This window comes from Streptomyces tubercidicus (genome assembly GCF_027497495.1).
Classification (GTDB): domain Bacteria; phylum Actinomycetota; class Actinomycetes; order Streptomycetales; family Streptomycetaceae; genus Streptomyces; species Streptomyces tubercidicus.
The window spans coordinates 7,306,951-7,321,731 of sequence record NZ_CP114205.1 but is presented as its reverse complement, the minus strand read 5'-3'; the positions used below and the strand labels follow the sequence as shown (position 1 = coordinate 7,321,731).

At 69.1% G+C, this 14,781-nt stretch carries 13 protein-coding genes; 8 read left to right on the top strand and 5 right to left on the bottom strand.

All coding sequences use genetic code 11. The features are described 5' to 3' along the window. Nucleotides 1–37: 37 nt before the first annotated feature. Nucleotides 38–796: an IclR family transcriptional regulator gene (locus tag STRTU_RS32015; RefSeq protein WP_246241563.1), complete on the bottom strand. Its 759-nt coding sequence runs from the start codon at nt 794–796 to the stop codon at nt 38–40. 767 nt (nt 797–1,563) lie between these two features. Continuing rightward, nucleotides 1,564–1,821, bottom strand: a complete 258-nt coding sequence (locus STRTU_RS32010) for a hypothetical protein (protein WP_159748578.1) — start codon at nt 1,819–1,821, stop codon at nt 1,564–1,566. Between the two features lie 229 nt (nt 1,822–2,050). On the opposite strand from STRTU_RS32010, the gene STRTU_RS32005 reads away from it, so the two are divergent. Genes STRTU_RS32005 through STRTU_RS31995 form a run of 3 tightly spaced genes read left to right on the top strand, consistent with a single transcriptional unit; the run spans nt 2,051 to nt 5,528 of the window. Further along, entirely contained in the window at nt 2,051–3,727 is a 1,677-nt protein-coding gene (locus STRTU_RS32005; RefSeq protein WP_159749803.1) for an NAD(P)/FAD-dependent oxidoreductase, read from the top strand. Next, nucleotides 3,724–5,181 (top strand): ATP-binding protein, encoded by a 1,458-nt coding sequence (locus STRTU_RS32000; protein WP_159748577.1) that lies wholly within the window; start codon nt 3,724–3,726, stop codon nt 5,179–5,181. The genes STRTU_RS32005 and STRTU_RS32000 overlap by 4 nt, the downstream gene beginning before the upstream one ends. Further along, complete coding sequence (locus STRTU_RS31995; RefSeq protein WP_159748576.1) at nt 5,178–5,528, top strand: UBP-type zinc finger domain-containing protein; 351 nt, start codon at nt 5,178–5,180, stop codon at nt 5,526–5,528. The genes STRTU_RS32000 and STRTU_RS31995 overlap by 4 nt, the downstream gene beginning before the upstream one ends. 31 nt (nt 5,529–5,559) lie before the next feature. Here STRTU_RS31995 and STRTU_RS31990 read toward each other — a convergent pair whose 3' ends face one another. Continuing rightward, nucleotides 5,560–6,141 (bottom strand): helix-turn-helix domain-containing protein, encoded by a 582-nt coding sequence (locus tag STRTU_RS31990; protein ID WP_159748575.1) that lies wholly within the window; start codon nt 6,139–6,141, stop codon nt 5,560–5,562. A gap of 90 nt (nt 6,142–6,231) precedes the next feature. Between STRTU_RS31990 and STRTU_RS31985 the strand changes: the two genes are divergently transcribed. Both STRTU_RS31985 and STRTU_RS31980 read left to right on the top strand, forming a co-directional pair. Continuing rightward, entirely contained in the window at nt 6,232–6,858 is a 627-nt protein-coding gene (locus tag STRTU_RS31985) for a class I SAM-dependent methyltransferase (RefSeq protein WP_159748574.1), read from the top strand. A 58-nt stretch (nt 6,859–6,916) separates the two neighbouring features. Beyond that, the gene (locus STRTU_RS31980; RefSeq protein ID WP_269777413.1) at nt 6,917–7,474 is read left to right on the top strand and encodes an SRPBCC family protein; all 558 of its coding nucleotides are present in this window, start codon (nt 6,917–6,919) and stop codon (nt 7,472–7,474) included. A gap of 70 nt (nt 7,475–7,544) precedes the next feature. On the opposite strand, the gene STRTU_RS31975 is transcribed toward STRTU_RS31980, so the two are convergent. Next, nucleotides 7,545–9,356: a glycoside hydrolase family 35 protein gene (locus STRTU_RS31975; protein ID WP_218039347.1), complete on the bottom strand. Its 1,812-nt coding sequence runs from the start codon at nt 9,354–9,356 to the stop codon at nt 7,545–7,547. Between the two features lie 595 nt (nt 9,357–9,951). Here STRTU_RS31975 and STRTU_RS31970 point away from each other — a divergent pair. Next, nucleotides 9,952–11,241, top strand: coding sequence for an enterochelin esterase domain-containing protein (locus tag STRTU_RS31970; protein ID WP_246241557.1), 1,290 nt, complete (start codon nt 9,952–9,954; stop codon nt 11,239–11,241). A gap of 73 nt (nt 11,242–11,314) precedes the next feature. On the opposite strand, the gene STRTU_RS31965 is transcribed toward STRTU_RS31970, so the two are convergent. After that, a complete protein-coding gene (locus tag STRTU_RS31965; protein WP_159748572.1) occupies nt 11,315–12,853 on the bottom strand; it encodes a transcriptional regulator in 1,539 nt (512 codons plus the stop codon). Nucleotides 12,854–13,412: 559 nt separating this feature from the next. Here STRTU_RS31965 and melC1 point away from each other — a divergent pair. Together melC1 and melC2 are read left to right on the top strand one after the other, a co-directional pair. Beyond that, entirely contained in the window at nt 13,413–13,892 is a 480-nt protein-coding gene (melC1, locus tag STRTU_RS31960) for an apotyrosinase chaperone MelC1 (RefSeq protein WP_159748571.1), read from the top strand. Between the two features lie 39 nt (nt 13,893–13,931). Continuing rightward, a complete protein-coding gene (gene melC2 / locus STRTU_RS31955) occupies nt 13,932–14,750 on the top strand; it encodes a tyrosinase MelC2 (RefSeq protein ID WP_159748570.1) in 819 nt (272 codons plus the stop codon). Nucleotides 14,751–14,781: the final 31 nt, after the last annotated feature.

Sequence of the window (14,781 nt, the reverse complement as noted above, 5' to 3'; positions counted from 1 at the left end):
CAGCGGTTCACGGACCAGCGACTCTCGGACCAGCGGTTCACGGCACCGGAACCGGTCCGGAGGAGCTACGCAACGCGCGCGAAAGCCCCACCCCGGCGGCCCGAAGGTGCGCAGCCATCCGGGCGGGGTGCATCCGCTCGCGGGGACCCGCGACGGCCAGCGCGGCGATCAGCGCGTCGGAAGCGTCCAGCACGGGCGCGGCGATCGCCACCGTCTCCGGTCCGCAGCGCGCGATCGCGAAGCCCTGTTCCGCTACCCGGGCCAGTTCCTCCGCCGACGGCTCACGCACGGCGCGGCGCGGCCCCCGCCATTCGACACGACCGGCACCGGCGGTGGCGAGCCGGGCGCGGTGAACCCGGAGGAGCTTCGCCACCGCGCACGCCGCCGCCTCGCTCTCCGCCGGGGCGCCGGTGCCGGGTTCGGCCCCCCGGCCGCCGAGCACCCCGCACACCATGACGGGGTCGAGGCCGTTCGGGAGGAACAGGAACGCGCTCTGCCGGGTCAGGTCATGCATCCGCTTCAGATGCGGATGTGCCAGTTGACTCAGCATGCGTTGCCGGGGCACGCGCGTGCCCAGCGTGAACAGGCTGAGTCCCAGGCGCAGGCCCCGGTCCCCGCGCTCCAGCATGCCCGCGTCGACGAGTTCGGCTATCAGACGGTGCGCGGTCGGCTTGGGCAGGTCGGCGCGGCGCGCGAGTTCGGACAGGGCCAGCTCGGAGTCCCCCGGGCGAAAGCAGGCCAGGATCGAGAGCCCCCGCGAGAGCATGGACCGTGTGGTGCGCGTCTGACCGGTCAAGGGAGTGTCCTCCTGGTCGCTGAGGGGCGTGGCGGGAGATGCGGGCCGCAGCCACGGACGGGCTCCTGCGGACCGCGCCCCGTACGCCGCCGCCGAGGGCATGACAAACTCCGGTGCATACGGCGTTTCTTGTATGGCAGCCGCTATCCGCTGTGGGCCCAGGCCACGACCGACACCACACCCGCCGACTTCATGTCAGTTCGGATAGCGGTTTCGCGGCCACGACGGGGGCCGCCGCACTTGTCGGCCGACCGGACCGCATTCGACGCCCCACCCATCGGCGTTTCCATGAATTCGAGCGACAGAGAACAGCGACCGAGAACACTGCCTCTCGCTATTCACCACAGCCACATATGGGGCACATCCGGCCCCTGAAGAAATACTCACCTCTGACCCCCCGTCATGCCATGTAAGCCTGACTACTGGGGCATTCCCCCAGGTCAGACCGAAGAGCCTGGAATCGGCCGCAGCGCGAGAAACGCGGAGTCGTCGCACCGCGCTCGATTTCTATCAGGTCGCCGCAACCCGAGGTCCCCACCGTCGACCTTTCCGGCCACTGGCCCACCCCGCACCCCTGCCACCTCCCACCACTTCACTTCAAACCCTATGCCCGCCTCATCCGCATTCCTCCCCCTATCAATCCCCACAGAACAGACAAGCCGATGCCGCATCAACCCGTCATTTGTACGTCACAATCCATACTTTTGGCCGTAAACCACAGTCCAGGTACTGATGTGGGCACAAGGACTTTCAGGCCGGCGCTGCGATCAGGACGTCACCAAAGCGGTCAGTCCGTAATCCAGCTCCGAGCCGTCGACGAGCAATGCCTCGACCGTGTTCGTACGGGGGTCGATGTCGGCGACGATTCCGTGGCCGGCGTAGCGGGGGTAGCCCGAGGCGCCTGTTTCGCCCGTCGCCTCGACGACCGCGGATCGTACGGCTGAGTCCTCCACGGAGGCGCCGCCTCTGTCCTCCACATGTTCCGGGACCAACAAGATCGTGAAGCGCTGCGGGTCTTTAGTCACGGTCCGATATTTAAGTGCCTGTGGCAGGAGGCATGGGGCAGGCGCGCGGCAGCGCCGTTTGGCGGGTGATCTTGAGCCCGATCGCGGGCCGCAAAGGATGACAATCACGCATAGGATGGACATTGCCGAGGTGCCGGTGCATCGACGTACCGGCGCACCGGCGTTTGGGCGTGCCAGGACGCGCGTCAAGGCGGTGCGGAAAGGTGATCGACCCGGGGACGGGATGCCTATGGAGCAGGCGGCCAGCCCGGCGCGGACCGTCATCCTGACCGTGGATGACGATCCGGGCGTCTCGCGCGCGGTCGCCCGCGATCTTCGGCGGCGCTACGGCGCGTCGTACCGGATTGTCCGCGCGGAGTCGGGCGCGTCCGCCCTTGACGCGCTGCGTGAGCTGAAGCTGCGCGGCGGTCCCGTAGCGGTGATCGTGGCCGACTACCGGATGCCGGAGATGAACGGCATCGAGTTCCTTGAGCAGGCGCTCGACATCTACCCCGAGGCCCGGCGGGTCCTGCTGACCGCGTACGCGGATACCAATGCGGCCATTGACGCGATCAACCTCGTCGATCTTGACCACTACCTGCTCAAGCCCTGGGAGCCGCCCGAGGAGAAGCTCTACCCCGTCCTCGATGATCTGCTGCAGGCCTGGCGGGCCACCGACCACCGGGCGGTGGCCGTCACCAAGGTCGTCGGACACCGCTGGTCGGCGCGGTCGTCGGCGGTACGGGACTTCCTGGCCCGTAACCAGGTGCCGTACCGCTGGTACTCGTCCGAGGATCCGGAAGGCCGGCGGCTGCTGTGCGCCGCGGGCGAGGAGGGCTTGCGGCTCCCGCTGGTGATCACGCCGGACGGCGCGTCGCTGATCGAACCCGAGGATCGCGAGCTGGCCACCCGGGTCGGCCTCGCGACGACACCGACAACCGACTTCTACGATCTCGTCGTCATCGGCGGTGGACCGGCCGGTCTGGGTGCGGCGGTGTACGGGGCCTCCGAGGGCCTGCGCACCGTCCTCGTGGAGCGCTCCGCGACCGGCGGCCAGGCGGGCCAGAGCTCGCGCATCGAGAACTATCTCGGCTTTCCCGACGGCGTGTCCGGGGCGCAGCTCACCGACCGGGCCCGGCGTCAGGCAGCGAAGTTCGGCGCCGAGATACTGACCGCGCGCGAGGTCACCGGGCTGGAGGTCAACGGCGCTTCGCGCGTCGTCCGGTTCTCGGACGGCTCCGCTGTCGCCGCGCACTCGGTGATTCTCGCGACCGGCGTGTCGTACCGGCAGCTCGATGCGCCGCGGGTGACCGAGCTGACCGGCTGCGGGGTGTTCTACGGCTCGGCCCTGACCGAAGCGGCCGCGTGCCAAGGCCACGACGTGTATATCGTCGGCGGGGCCAACTCCGCGGGCCAGGCCGCGATTTACCTGTCCCGGAGCGCCAAGTCGGTGAACCTTCTGGTGCGAAAGCCGTCCTTGTCGACGTCGATGTCGCATTACCTCATCCAGCAGGTGGACGAGTCGCCCACGATCTCGGTGCGTACCAACTCGGTGGTCGACGCCGCCCATGGTGCGCATCAGCTGGAACAGATCACCCTGCGCGACACCGTGACCGGCGACACCGAACTCGTCGACACCCAGTGGCTGTTCGTCTTCATCGGCGCGGCACCGCTGACCGACTGGCTGGAGGGCACGGTGCTCCGGGACTCCCGCGGGTTCATTCTGACCGGCCCCGATCTGACCGCGGACGGGCGCCCGCCGGCCGGCTGGGAGTTGGACCGGCCGCCCTACCACCTGGAAACCAACGTCCCGGGCGTGTTCGTGGCCGGGGACGCCCGCGCCGAGTCCGCCAAGCGTGTCGCGTCCGCCGTGGGTGAGGGAGCGATGGCGGTCATGCTCGCCCACCGGTATCTGGAGCAGTCATGAACAGCCGGCCGATGCCGTGCAGCCGGGCGGAACTCGGCTCGCTGTTCCTGTTCGAGAAGCTGGCCGCCGACCAGATCGACCGGCTCTGCCGCGAAGGCCGGGTGGAGGAGTTCAACCCCGGGCCCGTGTACGGGGAGGGCGACGACGCCACCTGCTTCTACGTACTGCTCGAAGGGACCGTCGTACTCTCGCGGCGGATCGGGGAGTACGACGTGGAGATCACCCGGAGTTCCGAGCGCGGGGTGTACGCGGGAGCCTTCCAGGCATACCTGGGTGACCGTCTGCGGCAGGTGTACAACAGCTCCCTGCGTGTCATCGAGCCGTCCCGCTTCTTCGTGCTGCCCGCGGAGGCCTTCGCCGCGATCATGCGTGAGTGGTTCCCCATGGCCGTGCATCTGCTCGAAGGGCTCTTCTTCGGCACCAAGAGCACCCAGGAGGCCGTCGGCCAGCGGGAACGGCTGCTGGCTCTGGGGTCGCTGTCCGCCGGGCTGACCCATGAGCTGAACAACCCCGCCACCGCGGCCGTGCGCGCCACCTCCGCGCTCCGCGAGCGGGTCGCGGGGATGCGCCACAAGCTCGGTCTCATCGCGGCACGCCCGTACCGGCGCGAAAGTCTGGAGGCGCTCATCAACGTCGCGGAGCGCACGGCCGAACGCGTCGCCAAGGCCGCCACGCTGAGCCCGTTGGAGGCCGCGGACCGGGAGGACGCCCTCGCCGACTGGCTGGACGACCACGGCATCGCGGACGGCTGGCAGCTCGCGCCGACCTTCGTCCAAGCCGGTCTCGACGCCGACTGGCTGGACCAGGTCGCCGCGGCGGTGGACGCGGACACTCTCGAAGGGGCCGTGCGGTGGCTCAACTACACCGTGGAAACCGAGCTGTTGATGAACGAGATCGAGGACTCGACCAACCGCGTCTCGGCCCTGGTCACCGCGGCCAAGCAGTACTCGCAACTCGACCGGGCGCCCCATCAGGTCGCCGATGTGCATGAACTGCTGGACAGCACCCTGCTGATGGTCTCCGCGAAGATCGGCCCGCACATCACCGTCGTCAAGGACTACGACCGCAGCCTGCCGAAGATCCCGGCCTACCCCAGCGAGCTCAATCAGGTATGGACGAACCTGATCGACAACGCGGTCTCGGCGATGAACAGCACCGGCACGGACGGGACGTTGACCGTACGCACCGCGCGTGACGGCGACCATCTGCTCGTCGAGTTCCGCGACACCGGCCCCGGCATCCCCGCGGAGATCCGCGACCGCGTCTTCGACCCGTTCTTCACCACCAAACCGGTGGGTGACGGCACAGGTCTCGGCCTGGACATCTCATGGCGCATCGTCGCCAACAAACACCAGGGCGACCTGCGGTTCCAGTCCGTCCCCGGCGACACCCGCTTCCAGGTACGTCTCCCGCTGTCCTCCGCCGAACCCCCTCCCCCACAGGAGTCCTCATGAGTTCCCCGAACGGCATCGACCCCTCGGTCCCACCCAGCGGACCCGGCTGCGCCGAGTGCGAGGCCGCCGGCGGCTGGTGGTTCCACCTGCGACGCTGCGCACAGTGCGGTCATATCGGCTGTTGCGACGACTCCCCCGCCAAGCACGCGACGGCCCACACACGGGCCACCGGGCACCCGGTCATCCGCAGCTTCGAACCGGGCGAATCCTGGTTCTTCAACTACGAGACCTCAGACACCTACGCCTCGGGCCCCCGCCTGGCACCCCCCGAGAGCCACCCCGCCGATCAGCCCACCCCCGGCCCGGCGGGACGCGTCCCTGAGGACTGGATGGAACGTCTGGGATAGCGGGACGGCCACCCGCCCCGGCCTGCGGCGGTCAATGAGGGTCGGTGCGTAGGTGCGCACGCACCCCTTGCAGGCCGAACAGGATGAGTAGCTCCACCACGCCGCCGTCGGCGCTGCCCAGCCAGTGGGGCAAGGAGGTGTCGAACTCGGCTGCCTCACCAGGCGGCAGCGTCAGATCGCGCTCACCGGTCACGAGCCGCAGGCGTCCGTTGAGCACATAGAGCCATTCGAAGCCTTCGTGGGTCTGTGGGGTCGGTTCGAGTGGTTCCGGCACGGCGGGGATGATCATCTTGAACGCGTGCACCCCGCCCGGTTGCCGGGACAGCGGCAGGAACGTCATCCCGAACCGCCGGATCGGCTTGAGGTGTATCCGGGGGTCGCCGGTGCGCGGGGCGCCGACGAGGTCGTCCAACGGCACGTCATAGGTACGGGCCAGCGGCAGCAGCAACTCCAGGCTCGGCCGGCGCTGCCCGTTCTCCAGCCGGGACAGCGTGCTCTCCGACACGCCGGTCGTCGCCGCGAGGTCGGCGAGGGTGATGCCGCGGGCACGGCGCAGCGCACGAAGGCGCGGCCCCACCGCGTCAAGCACGTCGTCGTCCAACTTGCGCTCCATCGGGCCATCTTGCCGTAACCGCAAGATTCCGTGCCAGGTCGTGAGATGCCTGGCAAGACTGAGTGCACACCACCGACACAAGGAGCCTCGATGAGCACCACCGATGCGGTCGCGTTCTGGGACGGCGTCTACGCGGCCCGACCTGAAGCCGGCGGCCCGCGGCCGAATGCCCGCCTCACCGAGACGGTGACCGGCCTGCCGCCCGGTGACGCGTTGGACCTCGGATGCGGCGACGGCGGCGACGCACTGTGGCTCGCCCGCCAGGGGTGGCACGTCACCGCCGTCGACATCTCGGCAGTGGCGGTCGAGCGGCTCGCCGCCCTCGCCCGCTCACACGGCCTGGACGACCACGTCACCACCGAGCGAGCCGACTTGCACACCTCCTTCCCGCCTGGCGGGTTTGATCTGGTCTGCGCCCACTACCTGCACACCCCCTTCGACCTGGACCGGGCAACCGTCCTGCGCTCGGCCGCGCTCGCCCTGCGCCCAGGCGGACGACTCCTGGTCGTCGACCACGGCTCGGCCGCGCCCTGGTCCTGGAACCAGGATCCCGACATCCGCTACCCGAGCCCGCGGGAAGTCGCCGCGGATATCGACCTGCCCCCGCAGACATGGCGGGTCGAGCGGGCCGACGCACCCCGCCGGATCGCGACCGGACCCGACGGGCGCACCGCCGAGGTCACCGACCACGTCCTCCTCATCCGCCGCACCGCCTGACAGGGCGGCCGACGCCCGCCCGCGACAGCTGACGCACCTTCTCCATGGTCGGGAACACGTGATCACGGCACCTCGTGAACCGAGCCACGTGGCCGTCCGCTACCGCGTCAACCACGTTTTCCTCGCCGGGTACGCCACCCGCATCCACTCACAGGAGCCCTTCACCATGCACCGATACGACGTCACCGTGACTACCGGCGCCTCGCCGGAGACCGTCTGGAAGCTGCTGGTCGACGCCGCAAGCTGGCCGCTGTGGTCCAAGGTGGACAGTCTGGACAGGGCACGATCGGTCGGCCTCGACCCCGGCGGCGACGACGGCGTCGGTGCCGTCCGGGCTTTCCGGACGGGACGCACCGTGACCGGTGAGCGGCTGACGGAGAAGGTCGAGCGACGCCTCTTGGCCTACGAAGACGCGTTCAATACGCCGATGCACAGCTATCACGCGCGCATCGAGCTGACGCCGACAGCGGGGTCGGGCACGGTCATTCACTGGCACGGCACCTACGAGACGAGCTGGCTGATGGGCTGGTACATGCCGCGCTACCTCCAGAAGTTCATGCAGGGCATGGCGGAAGGGCTGGCCCGCTACGCCGAGGAGCACAAACCGGCTCAGTGACGCCGCGAGCCCCGGCGGAACCGGTCCGTCGGGGCTCGATATTCGGGGCTCGTGATGGGGCAGGCGCTGTCTATCCGATGTCGGGTGTGGAGCGTATTTCGATATCGGATCCCGTTCGTTCCATTTCCAGGACGATGAGCTCGTTCCGGCCCTTTCGCCACAGATGACGTGGTGCGTACAGGGTGATCTGCGGACCGAGGGACCAGTACCGGCCGAGCGCGAAGCCGTTGAGCCAGACCATGCCCTTGTCCCAGCCGGGGAAGGCGAGGAAACCGTCCGCAGGGGTGGCTATATGGACCCGGGCGCGGTGGAAGGCAGGGCCGGTCGGTGTGTGTTCGCTGGTGAATTTCAGGGCTGAGAGGTTGTCCAGCGGGAGTCGGCGGATTTCCCAGTCGTGTACTTCTTCGTCGTTGAGGAGGACCGCACCGCTGATTCCCTTGGGGTCGTTGAATTCGTGGCCGAAGTTGACCCGGCCGGTGGGGTCCACCAACAGGTCAAGGGTGCTGGAGGCGCCGGGCACGGTGAAGTCGACGGAGTAGTCCGGCTGGTTGCGGTCGAAGGTGCCGATCCGTTTGCCGTCGCTGAAGACCAGCGCACGGTCGCCCAGCCCCGTGAGCCGCAGCCTCTTGGTCTCCTGCGGCCCGCGCACCCGGGTGCGGTAGTGGATCAGGCCGTGGGGCTGCCCGAGGGCCTCCATGTGGACGGGGGTGGTGCGCCGCACCGGAGTGCTCAGCGCATCGAGGGCTCCCATGAAGGGCGCCGACTCCTGGACGGCGACCCGCTGGGCCGGCAGGCGCGGTGGGGTGGCGGGCAGCGGCGTATTCGGCAGCGTGGTGTATTCGGCGAGCACCTCGCGCACTTTGTGGAACTTCTCGGTGAGTTCGCCGGATTCACTGATCGGGGCGTCGTAGTCGTAGCTGGTGATGGTGGGCTGATAGGCGCTACCGGTCAGGTTGGCGCCCGCGGACCAGCCGAAGTTCGTGCCGCCCACCGCCATATAGAAATTGATCGACGCTCCCGCTTCGAGCATCTTCGCCACGTCGGTGGCGGTCTGTGCCGGGTCGGTGGTGTGGTGCGGCTCTCCCCAGTGGTCGAACCAGCCGTCCCAGAATTCCGTGCAGAAGAGGGGACCTTCCGGCTGGAATGCGCGCAGCTCGGCGAAGGGACCGGTGGGGTCGCCGGCGAAGTTGACGGTGGAGAGGAGATCGGGAAGGCTGCCGGCCTTCAGCGCGTCCTGGCTGGCTCCGTTGGAGCAGAACAGCAGGCTGTCGATGCCCTGTGCCCGCATGCTGTCCCGCAGATGTTCCAGATACGCGTGGTCGTCGCCGTAGCTGCCGTATTCGTTCTCGACCTGCATGGCGATGATGGGCCCGCCGCGGGTGGCCTGCAGATCGACGAACCGGGGCAGGAGTTCGGCGAACCAGGCGTCCACCGCTCGCTCGAAAGCGGGGTCGGAACGGCGTAGCGGCGCGTCCTTGTCCTTGAGGAGCCAGGCCGGCAGGCCGCCGAAGTCCCATTCCGCGCAGATATACGGTCCCGGTCGCACGATCACCTTCAGCCCGACCTCGTCCGCGAGTCGCACGAAGGCGGCGACATCGCGCCACCCGGTGAAGTCGGCTTTTCTCTCGTACGGTTGGTGGAAATTCCAGGCGACATAGGTTTCCACCGTGTTCAGGCCCATGGCCCGCATGCGCGTCAGCCGGTCGCGCCAGTCCTTGGGGTGCGTTCTGAAGTAGTGGAAGGCGCCCGCGAGGATCCGGAACGGCTTGCCGTCCAGCAGGAATTCATTGCCACGGATGGTCAGTCCCCTCGGGTCCTCGGCCTGCGCGAGGGCCGTCCGGCTGCCGCCCATGGCGACCCCCATGGACGCGGCCCCCACCATGGCTGCACTCAGGAATCTACGTCGGCTGACTGGCGTCATATGTGCACTCCTCGACTCGACCGATGGTCGTCGCCCACGACTCGACATGTTCAGTAGTGCGTGTTTCTGTGCATCGAGAGTGTTGTGTAGAACAGAAACGAGCACAAGGGTTCGTGACCGAACATGGCGAAACCAGGCGTGGATCAGTCGTGGATCAGTCGTGGATCAGTCGTGGGCGAACTGCCGGGCGGGGAGGCGGCGTTCAGGGAACCCGGGGGGGGCGCCCCGTCGAGCTCTGGGGGCCGAATCCCGGGTGCATGTTAGGTAAGCCTAAGCTAAGTTGATGAGGGCAGGGTGTCCCGAGGGCCAGGACGCGCTGCATCGGTTCCCGCTCGGGCGCTGACGGCCCTGACGGCACCGCCCCGAACCGAGCGCTCAGCGCTCACTCACCATCCCTTCCGATCAGAAATGCCCTTCCCCACATGACGTATCGATCTGCCCTCCGCCCCTCCCTCCGAACCACCCCGGGATACCCGGCCACCGCCACCGGGACCATGCTCCGGCCGACGGCCGGTCCGCAGTCCGGTGAGCCGCAGTGCACGCGGAGGGCAGTCAGGTGAGCCGCGCTGCCTCCTTCGCCGTCACGGCGCCTGCGGACGCCTCCGAGCCCGTGCCGTACACCGTCGCCAGTCCTCGCCTCGGCCGGTTCGCCCAGCGGCTCGAACAGGCCGGGACGGCCGAACACAGCTTGCTGGAAGCCGAGTTCTGGGCTGGGGTGGAGCGGGACGGCACTCCGCTCATCGAGCCGCTCGACGACGATCCCGACCACCGGGCGGTGACCTTCCTCTGGCGCGGCCATCGGGCCACCCGCCAGGTTCTGCTGCTCGCCAACGGGCTCACCGACCCCGACGACCTCGCCGGTTCCCTCCTCGCCCCCTTGCCCGGCACCGAGATCTGGTATCTGACCCATCGCCTGCGGGCCGACCACCGGGGCTCCTATCGGCTGGTCGCCGATATCTCACCCGGCCCGCTGCCCAGCGCGGAGGGACCGCGGCGCGCCCGTTTGCGGGGGCTGGCCCTCCACGCGATGCCCGACCCGCACAACCGGACACTGCTGCCGGACAGTGCGGGATCGGCCGGCAGTTCGCTCTACGAGCTGCCGTTATCCCCGGCGCAACCCTGGCGAGAGCCCCGGCCGGATATCCCCCGCGGCGCGGTGCAGTGCCACCGCAGTCCCGGAGCCACCCTCGGCGACCAGCACACCACCTGGGTGTACGGGCCGCCGTCCGGCACTGCGGGCGGCCCCCTGGATGTTCTCGTACTGCCGGACGGGGAGCGGTGGTTCGGCGCACTCGGCCTGGCCCATACGCTCGACGCGCTCCTCGCCGAAGGGAGGATTCCGCCGCTGTTGGTGCTCGCGCCCGATGCGGCCGGCCCCAGCGGCTGGTGGCAGGAGCGCGATACCCACGATGCCTACGCCGATTTCCTCGCCGACGACCTGATGTCCTGGGCTGCGGCCCGCTGGCCGGTCACCGCGGAGCCGCGACGCACCGTCGTGGCCGGGCAGCATCTGGGCGGCACGGCGGCGCTGCACGCCTGTCTGCGCCGGCCCGAGCGGTTTGGCGGCGCCTTGGCCCAATCCCCTGCTCCCCCCGGGGCCGGCCGTGGCGAGCCTCGCTGGCCGTCGCAGTGGTTCGCCCCGGCCCACCGGTGCCAGGCCCGTATACACCTCGATGTCGCCCGGCAGGACGTGCAGGAAGCAGGGGCGGAGTCGGGCCCGGCCCTCCATGAGCTGCTGCGCCGCTGTGGTCACACCGTCACCTCGCAGGAGTTCAACGGCGGTCTCGACTACGCCTGTTGGCGCGGTGGGCTGGCCGACGGGCTGATCTCCCTGTTCGGGAGCTGACGGGGACACTACGGGGCGGCCCCCAGGACTTTCGGCTTGCTCGGGGACTCTCGGGTTGCTCCGGGGATTCGGGTCACTTGGGAGCCCAGTGGTTGGTATCCGGCTGGTAGTAATAGTGCTTACGGCCTTCGATCGCGCTCATCCGGAATGGCTTCCCCTCGTCGTCCACCCGGACCGTTCCCCGCCGGCCGCCGCTGCTCCAGCCGACCTCCAGATACCAGCTGACGTCATGCCCCTCGGTGTGCAGATCGAGGTTCAGGACCTGCGGATCCTGGGTGGAGACCTTGAACGGGAAGTTCTTCGCGGGCACCACGACGTCGCCGTCCTCTCCGGCCACCGGCTTCGCCAGCGGCTGGGCGTCGTCCAGATCGAGGTCGAAGGACTGCGGGGTGATACCGCCGCCGCAGCCGTCGCCCATCGAATAGGCGGTCCAGGGCAGCGCGGTATGCCTGCCCACCATCCGTACGTGCAGCGAGGTCAGCACAACGGCGGCATCCGTGCGGCCCGTTGCGGTGAGCTGGAGCCGCAGATGGCCACCGTCGATACCGCCCTCGGCCCGTGCCCAGCCGCGGGAGTCCTGTGGTGGGGGCGGCGGCGGGACACGGTCCGGAGACTTCTGGAGGAGGAAGTTGACGCCACAGGGCTGCTGCCAGTTGTACGAGCTGATGCCCACGTGCGGAGCCGTTCCTCCCCGGTCACGGTCGTCCTCCGGGGCCCGGCTCGCGCCGGAGCCGTCGGGGCCCTCGTGACCGGGCGGGCTGTGCCGCGCCTTTCCCCCGGGGGTGGGCTCTCCGTCCGCCGCGCTACGGCCCGGTGAAGGGCTCGCCGACGGCCGTGTGGGCTTGCCACCGTCGGCCCTGGCGGCGCCCGGATCCCGGTCGGCGCCGCCCGCCGTCCTCCGCTGGGAATCGCTCCCCTTGGAGTCGTTGACGGCCAGGGCGGCCGGTATGGCGAGGCATGCCACCGCGCTGAGCGCGAGGGCGATACGGAGGCGGGTGCGCCGGGCGGGGGTGCGTCTGACTGCCACCGGGTCCGCGGGCACTTCCGGCGCGTCCTCGCCGGGGGCTTCGTCGGCTGAGGGCGGGGTGGAGGGTAAATCTGGGGCCGGATCGGGGGTTGTGTCGGTCGGCTCCGTTGGTGAGGTGGCCGGCTTGTCGGTCGACGAGGTGGCCGACTTGTCGGGCGACGGGGCGGGCGGCTTGTCGGGCGACAAGGCGGGCGGCTCATCAGTCGACGAGGGGGCCGGGCCGGACGGCTCGGTCGAGGCGGACGAGGGCGTCGGGGCGGACGAGGCAGCCGAGCCTGGCGCGGTGCCCCCCGAGGAACCTGCGGCGCGGCTGCGCCGACGGGCCTCGTCGGCGAGGATCCAGCGCCGGTGCAGCTCCACCAGTTCGTCCGCTGTCGCCCCGCACCGCCTGGCGAGACGGTCGGCGGGCGCGAAGTCCATCGGCACGGCATCCCCGTTGCAGTACCGGTGCAGCGTGGACACGCTCATATGCAACTGCCCGGCAAGGACGCCATAACTGCGTCCGGAGCGATCCTTCAGCCGGCGCAGCAGCCGCGCGAACTCCTCTATTTCCGTCCCCACCCTGATCCTCTGTTCGTTCGCCATTCCGGAACAGCGTGTCAGGGAGTGGTCATTTCCCCAGGTCATCACCTGTTTCAGTGTTCCGGATCGGTCTCATTGTCCCGGATCGACGGGCACCCGACCGCACGCCACGCAGGCTGTGAGCAGCACCACTGCACGAGGACACCGTACGAACTCACCCTCCCCTCAACGGCGTTGCCGATACGGCAACACCGGCGAAGGCCGCCGCAAACCCCGCCTCCCCCAAGCCCCCTGCATTCGCGCCGAGTTCCGGCCGTGCGGGGTCTCATGGTTTCGATCGCGGGGAAGGAGGATCTACGGCGAGGGGCGGCCGAGATCGCGGAATATCCGGTTCCGCGGTCGGCTGTGGAGGGGCGCAAGCACGATTGGCGCCGTTGAATGCTCCACTGCCGCCCGGGTGTTGTCTCGTTCGTTGCCTCACTCACCGGGACAACTTGATGATCCGTTCGTCCCTGTCAGCATGTGGCGGCGCGGGCCGACCGTCGGCGCGCCGGCTCCAAGAACCGTTCTTCTCTGCGGGCCCGCCCCAGAGGAGGAGCCGAGACGAACAGAGGAGTGGATCATGTCGCGTCTCACCCGACGCCAGGTGCTGTACAGCAGCGCCGCAGCCCTGACCGGTGCGGTGCTCGCCGCACCGGCCGCCTTCCCCGCCAGCGCTGCCGGCCGCCCGGCCGACGGCCACGGGCACTCAGCCGGGCACGGGCACTCAGCCGGGCACGGGCACTCAGCCGGTCACCAGATGCCGGAGCCGTTCGATGAGGTCTACCAGGGCCGTCATATCGAGGGCTGGCCGGCGGACGACGATGGCTCGCCGGACGGCGGCCACGGGGGTCACCACACCGGCGGGGCCGCCGGTCCCCACGAGGGGATGGACTTCGTCGTCCGCATCGACAACGACGACCTCCATGTGATGCGGAACGCGGACGGCACCTGGATAAGCCTGGTGAACCACTACGAGACGTTCACCACGCCACGCGCCTTGGCGCGCGCCGCCGTTCGTGAACTTCAGGGCGCCGAACTGGTCCCCGTCGTCACCGGCTGAGACCCGCCCTGCCCGTCCCCCCACCGAGGAGTCCTCGACATGGCAGTCCGGAAGAACCAGGCGGACCTCACCGCCACCGAGAAGCGGAACTTCGTCGATGCGGTGCTGGAGCTCAAGAGCAGCGGCCGCTACGACGAGTTCATCAACACCCATAACGCCTTCATCATCGGCGACACCGACAACGGGGAGCGCACCGGCCACCGGTCGCCGTCCTTCCTCCCCTGGCACCGCAGGTTCCTGATCCAGTTCGAAGAGGCCCTGCAAAGCATCACGCCCTCGGTCACCCTCCCGTACTGGGACTGGACCGTTGACCGCACCCCCCGCAGCTCCCTCTGGGCCGACGATTTCCTCGGCGGCGACGGGCGGAGCGGCGACGGCCGGGTGACCTCGGGATCGTTCGCCTTCGGCAGCGGCAAGTGGCCGATGAACATACGGGTGGACGGCCGGACGTTCCTGCGTCGCTCACTCGGCACCGGGGTCCGCGAACTGCCGACCCGGGCCGAGGTCGACCAGGTGCTCGCCATGCCGGTCTACGACGCCGCCCCCTGGAACAGCTCCTCCGACGGCTTCCGCAACAACATCGAGGGCTGGCGCGGTCCGAACCTGCACAACCGGGTGCATGTCTGGGTCGGTGGGCAGATGACCACCGGCGCCTCGCCCAACGACCCGGTCTTCTGGCTGCACCACTGCTTCATCGACAAGCTCTGGGCCGACTGGCAGCGGCTGCACCCCAAGTCGGGGTATCTGCCGACCGGCAACACCCCCAATGTCGTCGACCTCAACGACACGATGAAGCCATGGAACGACGTCACCCCGGCGGACCTGCTGGACCACACCAAGTTCTACACCTATGCCTGACAGATACCTGACATGACAGGCGGCCGATGCG

Excerpts from the sequence above, each read along its gene's own strand:
- STRTU_RS31965 (WP_159748572.1), bottom strand. The coding sequence starts at position 12,853 with ATGGCGAACGAACAGAGGATCAGGGTGGGGACGGAAATAGAGGAGTTC.
- STRTU_RS32000 (WP_159748577.1), top strand. The coding sequence starts at position 3,724 with ATGAACAGCCGGCCGATGCCGTGCAGCCGGGCGGAACTCGGCTCGCTG.
- melC2 (WP_159748570.1), top strand. The coding sequence starts at position 13,932 with ATGGCAGTCCGGAAGAACCAGGCGGACCTCACCGCCACCGAGAAGCGG.
- STRTU_RS31990 (WP_159748575.1), bottom strand. The coding sequence starts at position 6,141 with ATGGAGCGCAAGTTGGACGACGACGTGCTTGACGCGGTGGGGCCGCGC.
- melC1 (WP_159748571.1), top strand. The coding sequence starts at position 13,413 with ATGTCGCGTCTCACCCGACGCCAGGTGCTGTACAGCAGCGCCGCAGCC.
- STRTU_RS31985 (WP_159748574.1), top strand. The coding sequence starts at position 6,232 with ATGAGCACCACCGATGCGGTCGCGTTCTGGGACGGCGTCTACGCGGCC.
- STRTU_RS31995 (WP_159748576.1), top strand. The coding sequence starts at position 5,178 with ATGAGTTCCCCGAACGGCATCGACCCCTCGGTCCCACCCAGCGGACCC.
- STRTU_RS31975 (WP_218039347.1), bottom strand. The coding sequence starts at position 9,356 with ATGGTGGGGGCCGCGTCCATGGGGGTCGCCATGGGCGGCAGCCGGACG.
- STRTU_RS32005 (WP_159749803.1), top strand. The coding sequence starts at position 2,051 with ATGGAGCAGGCGGCCAGCCCGGCGCGGACCGTCATCCTGACCGTGGAT.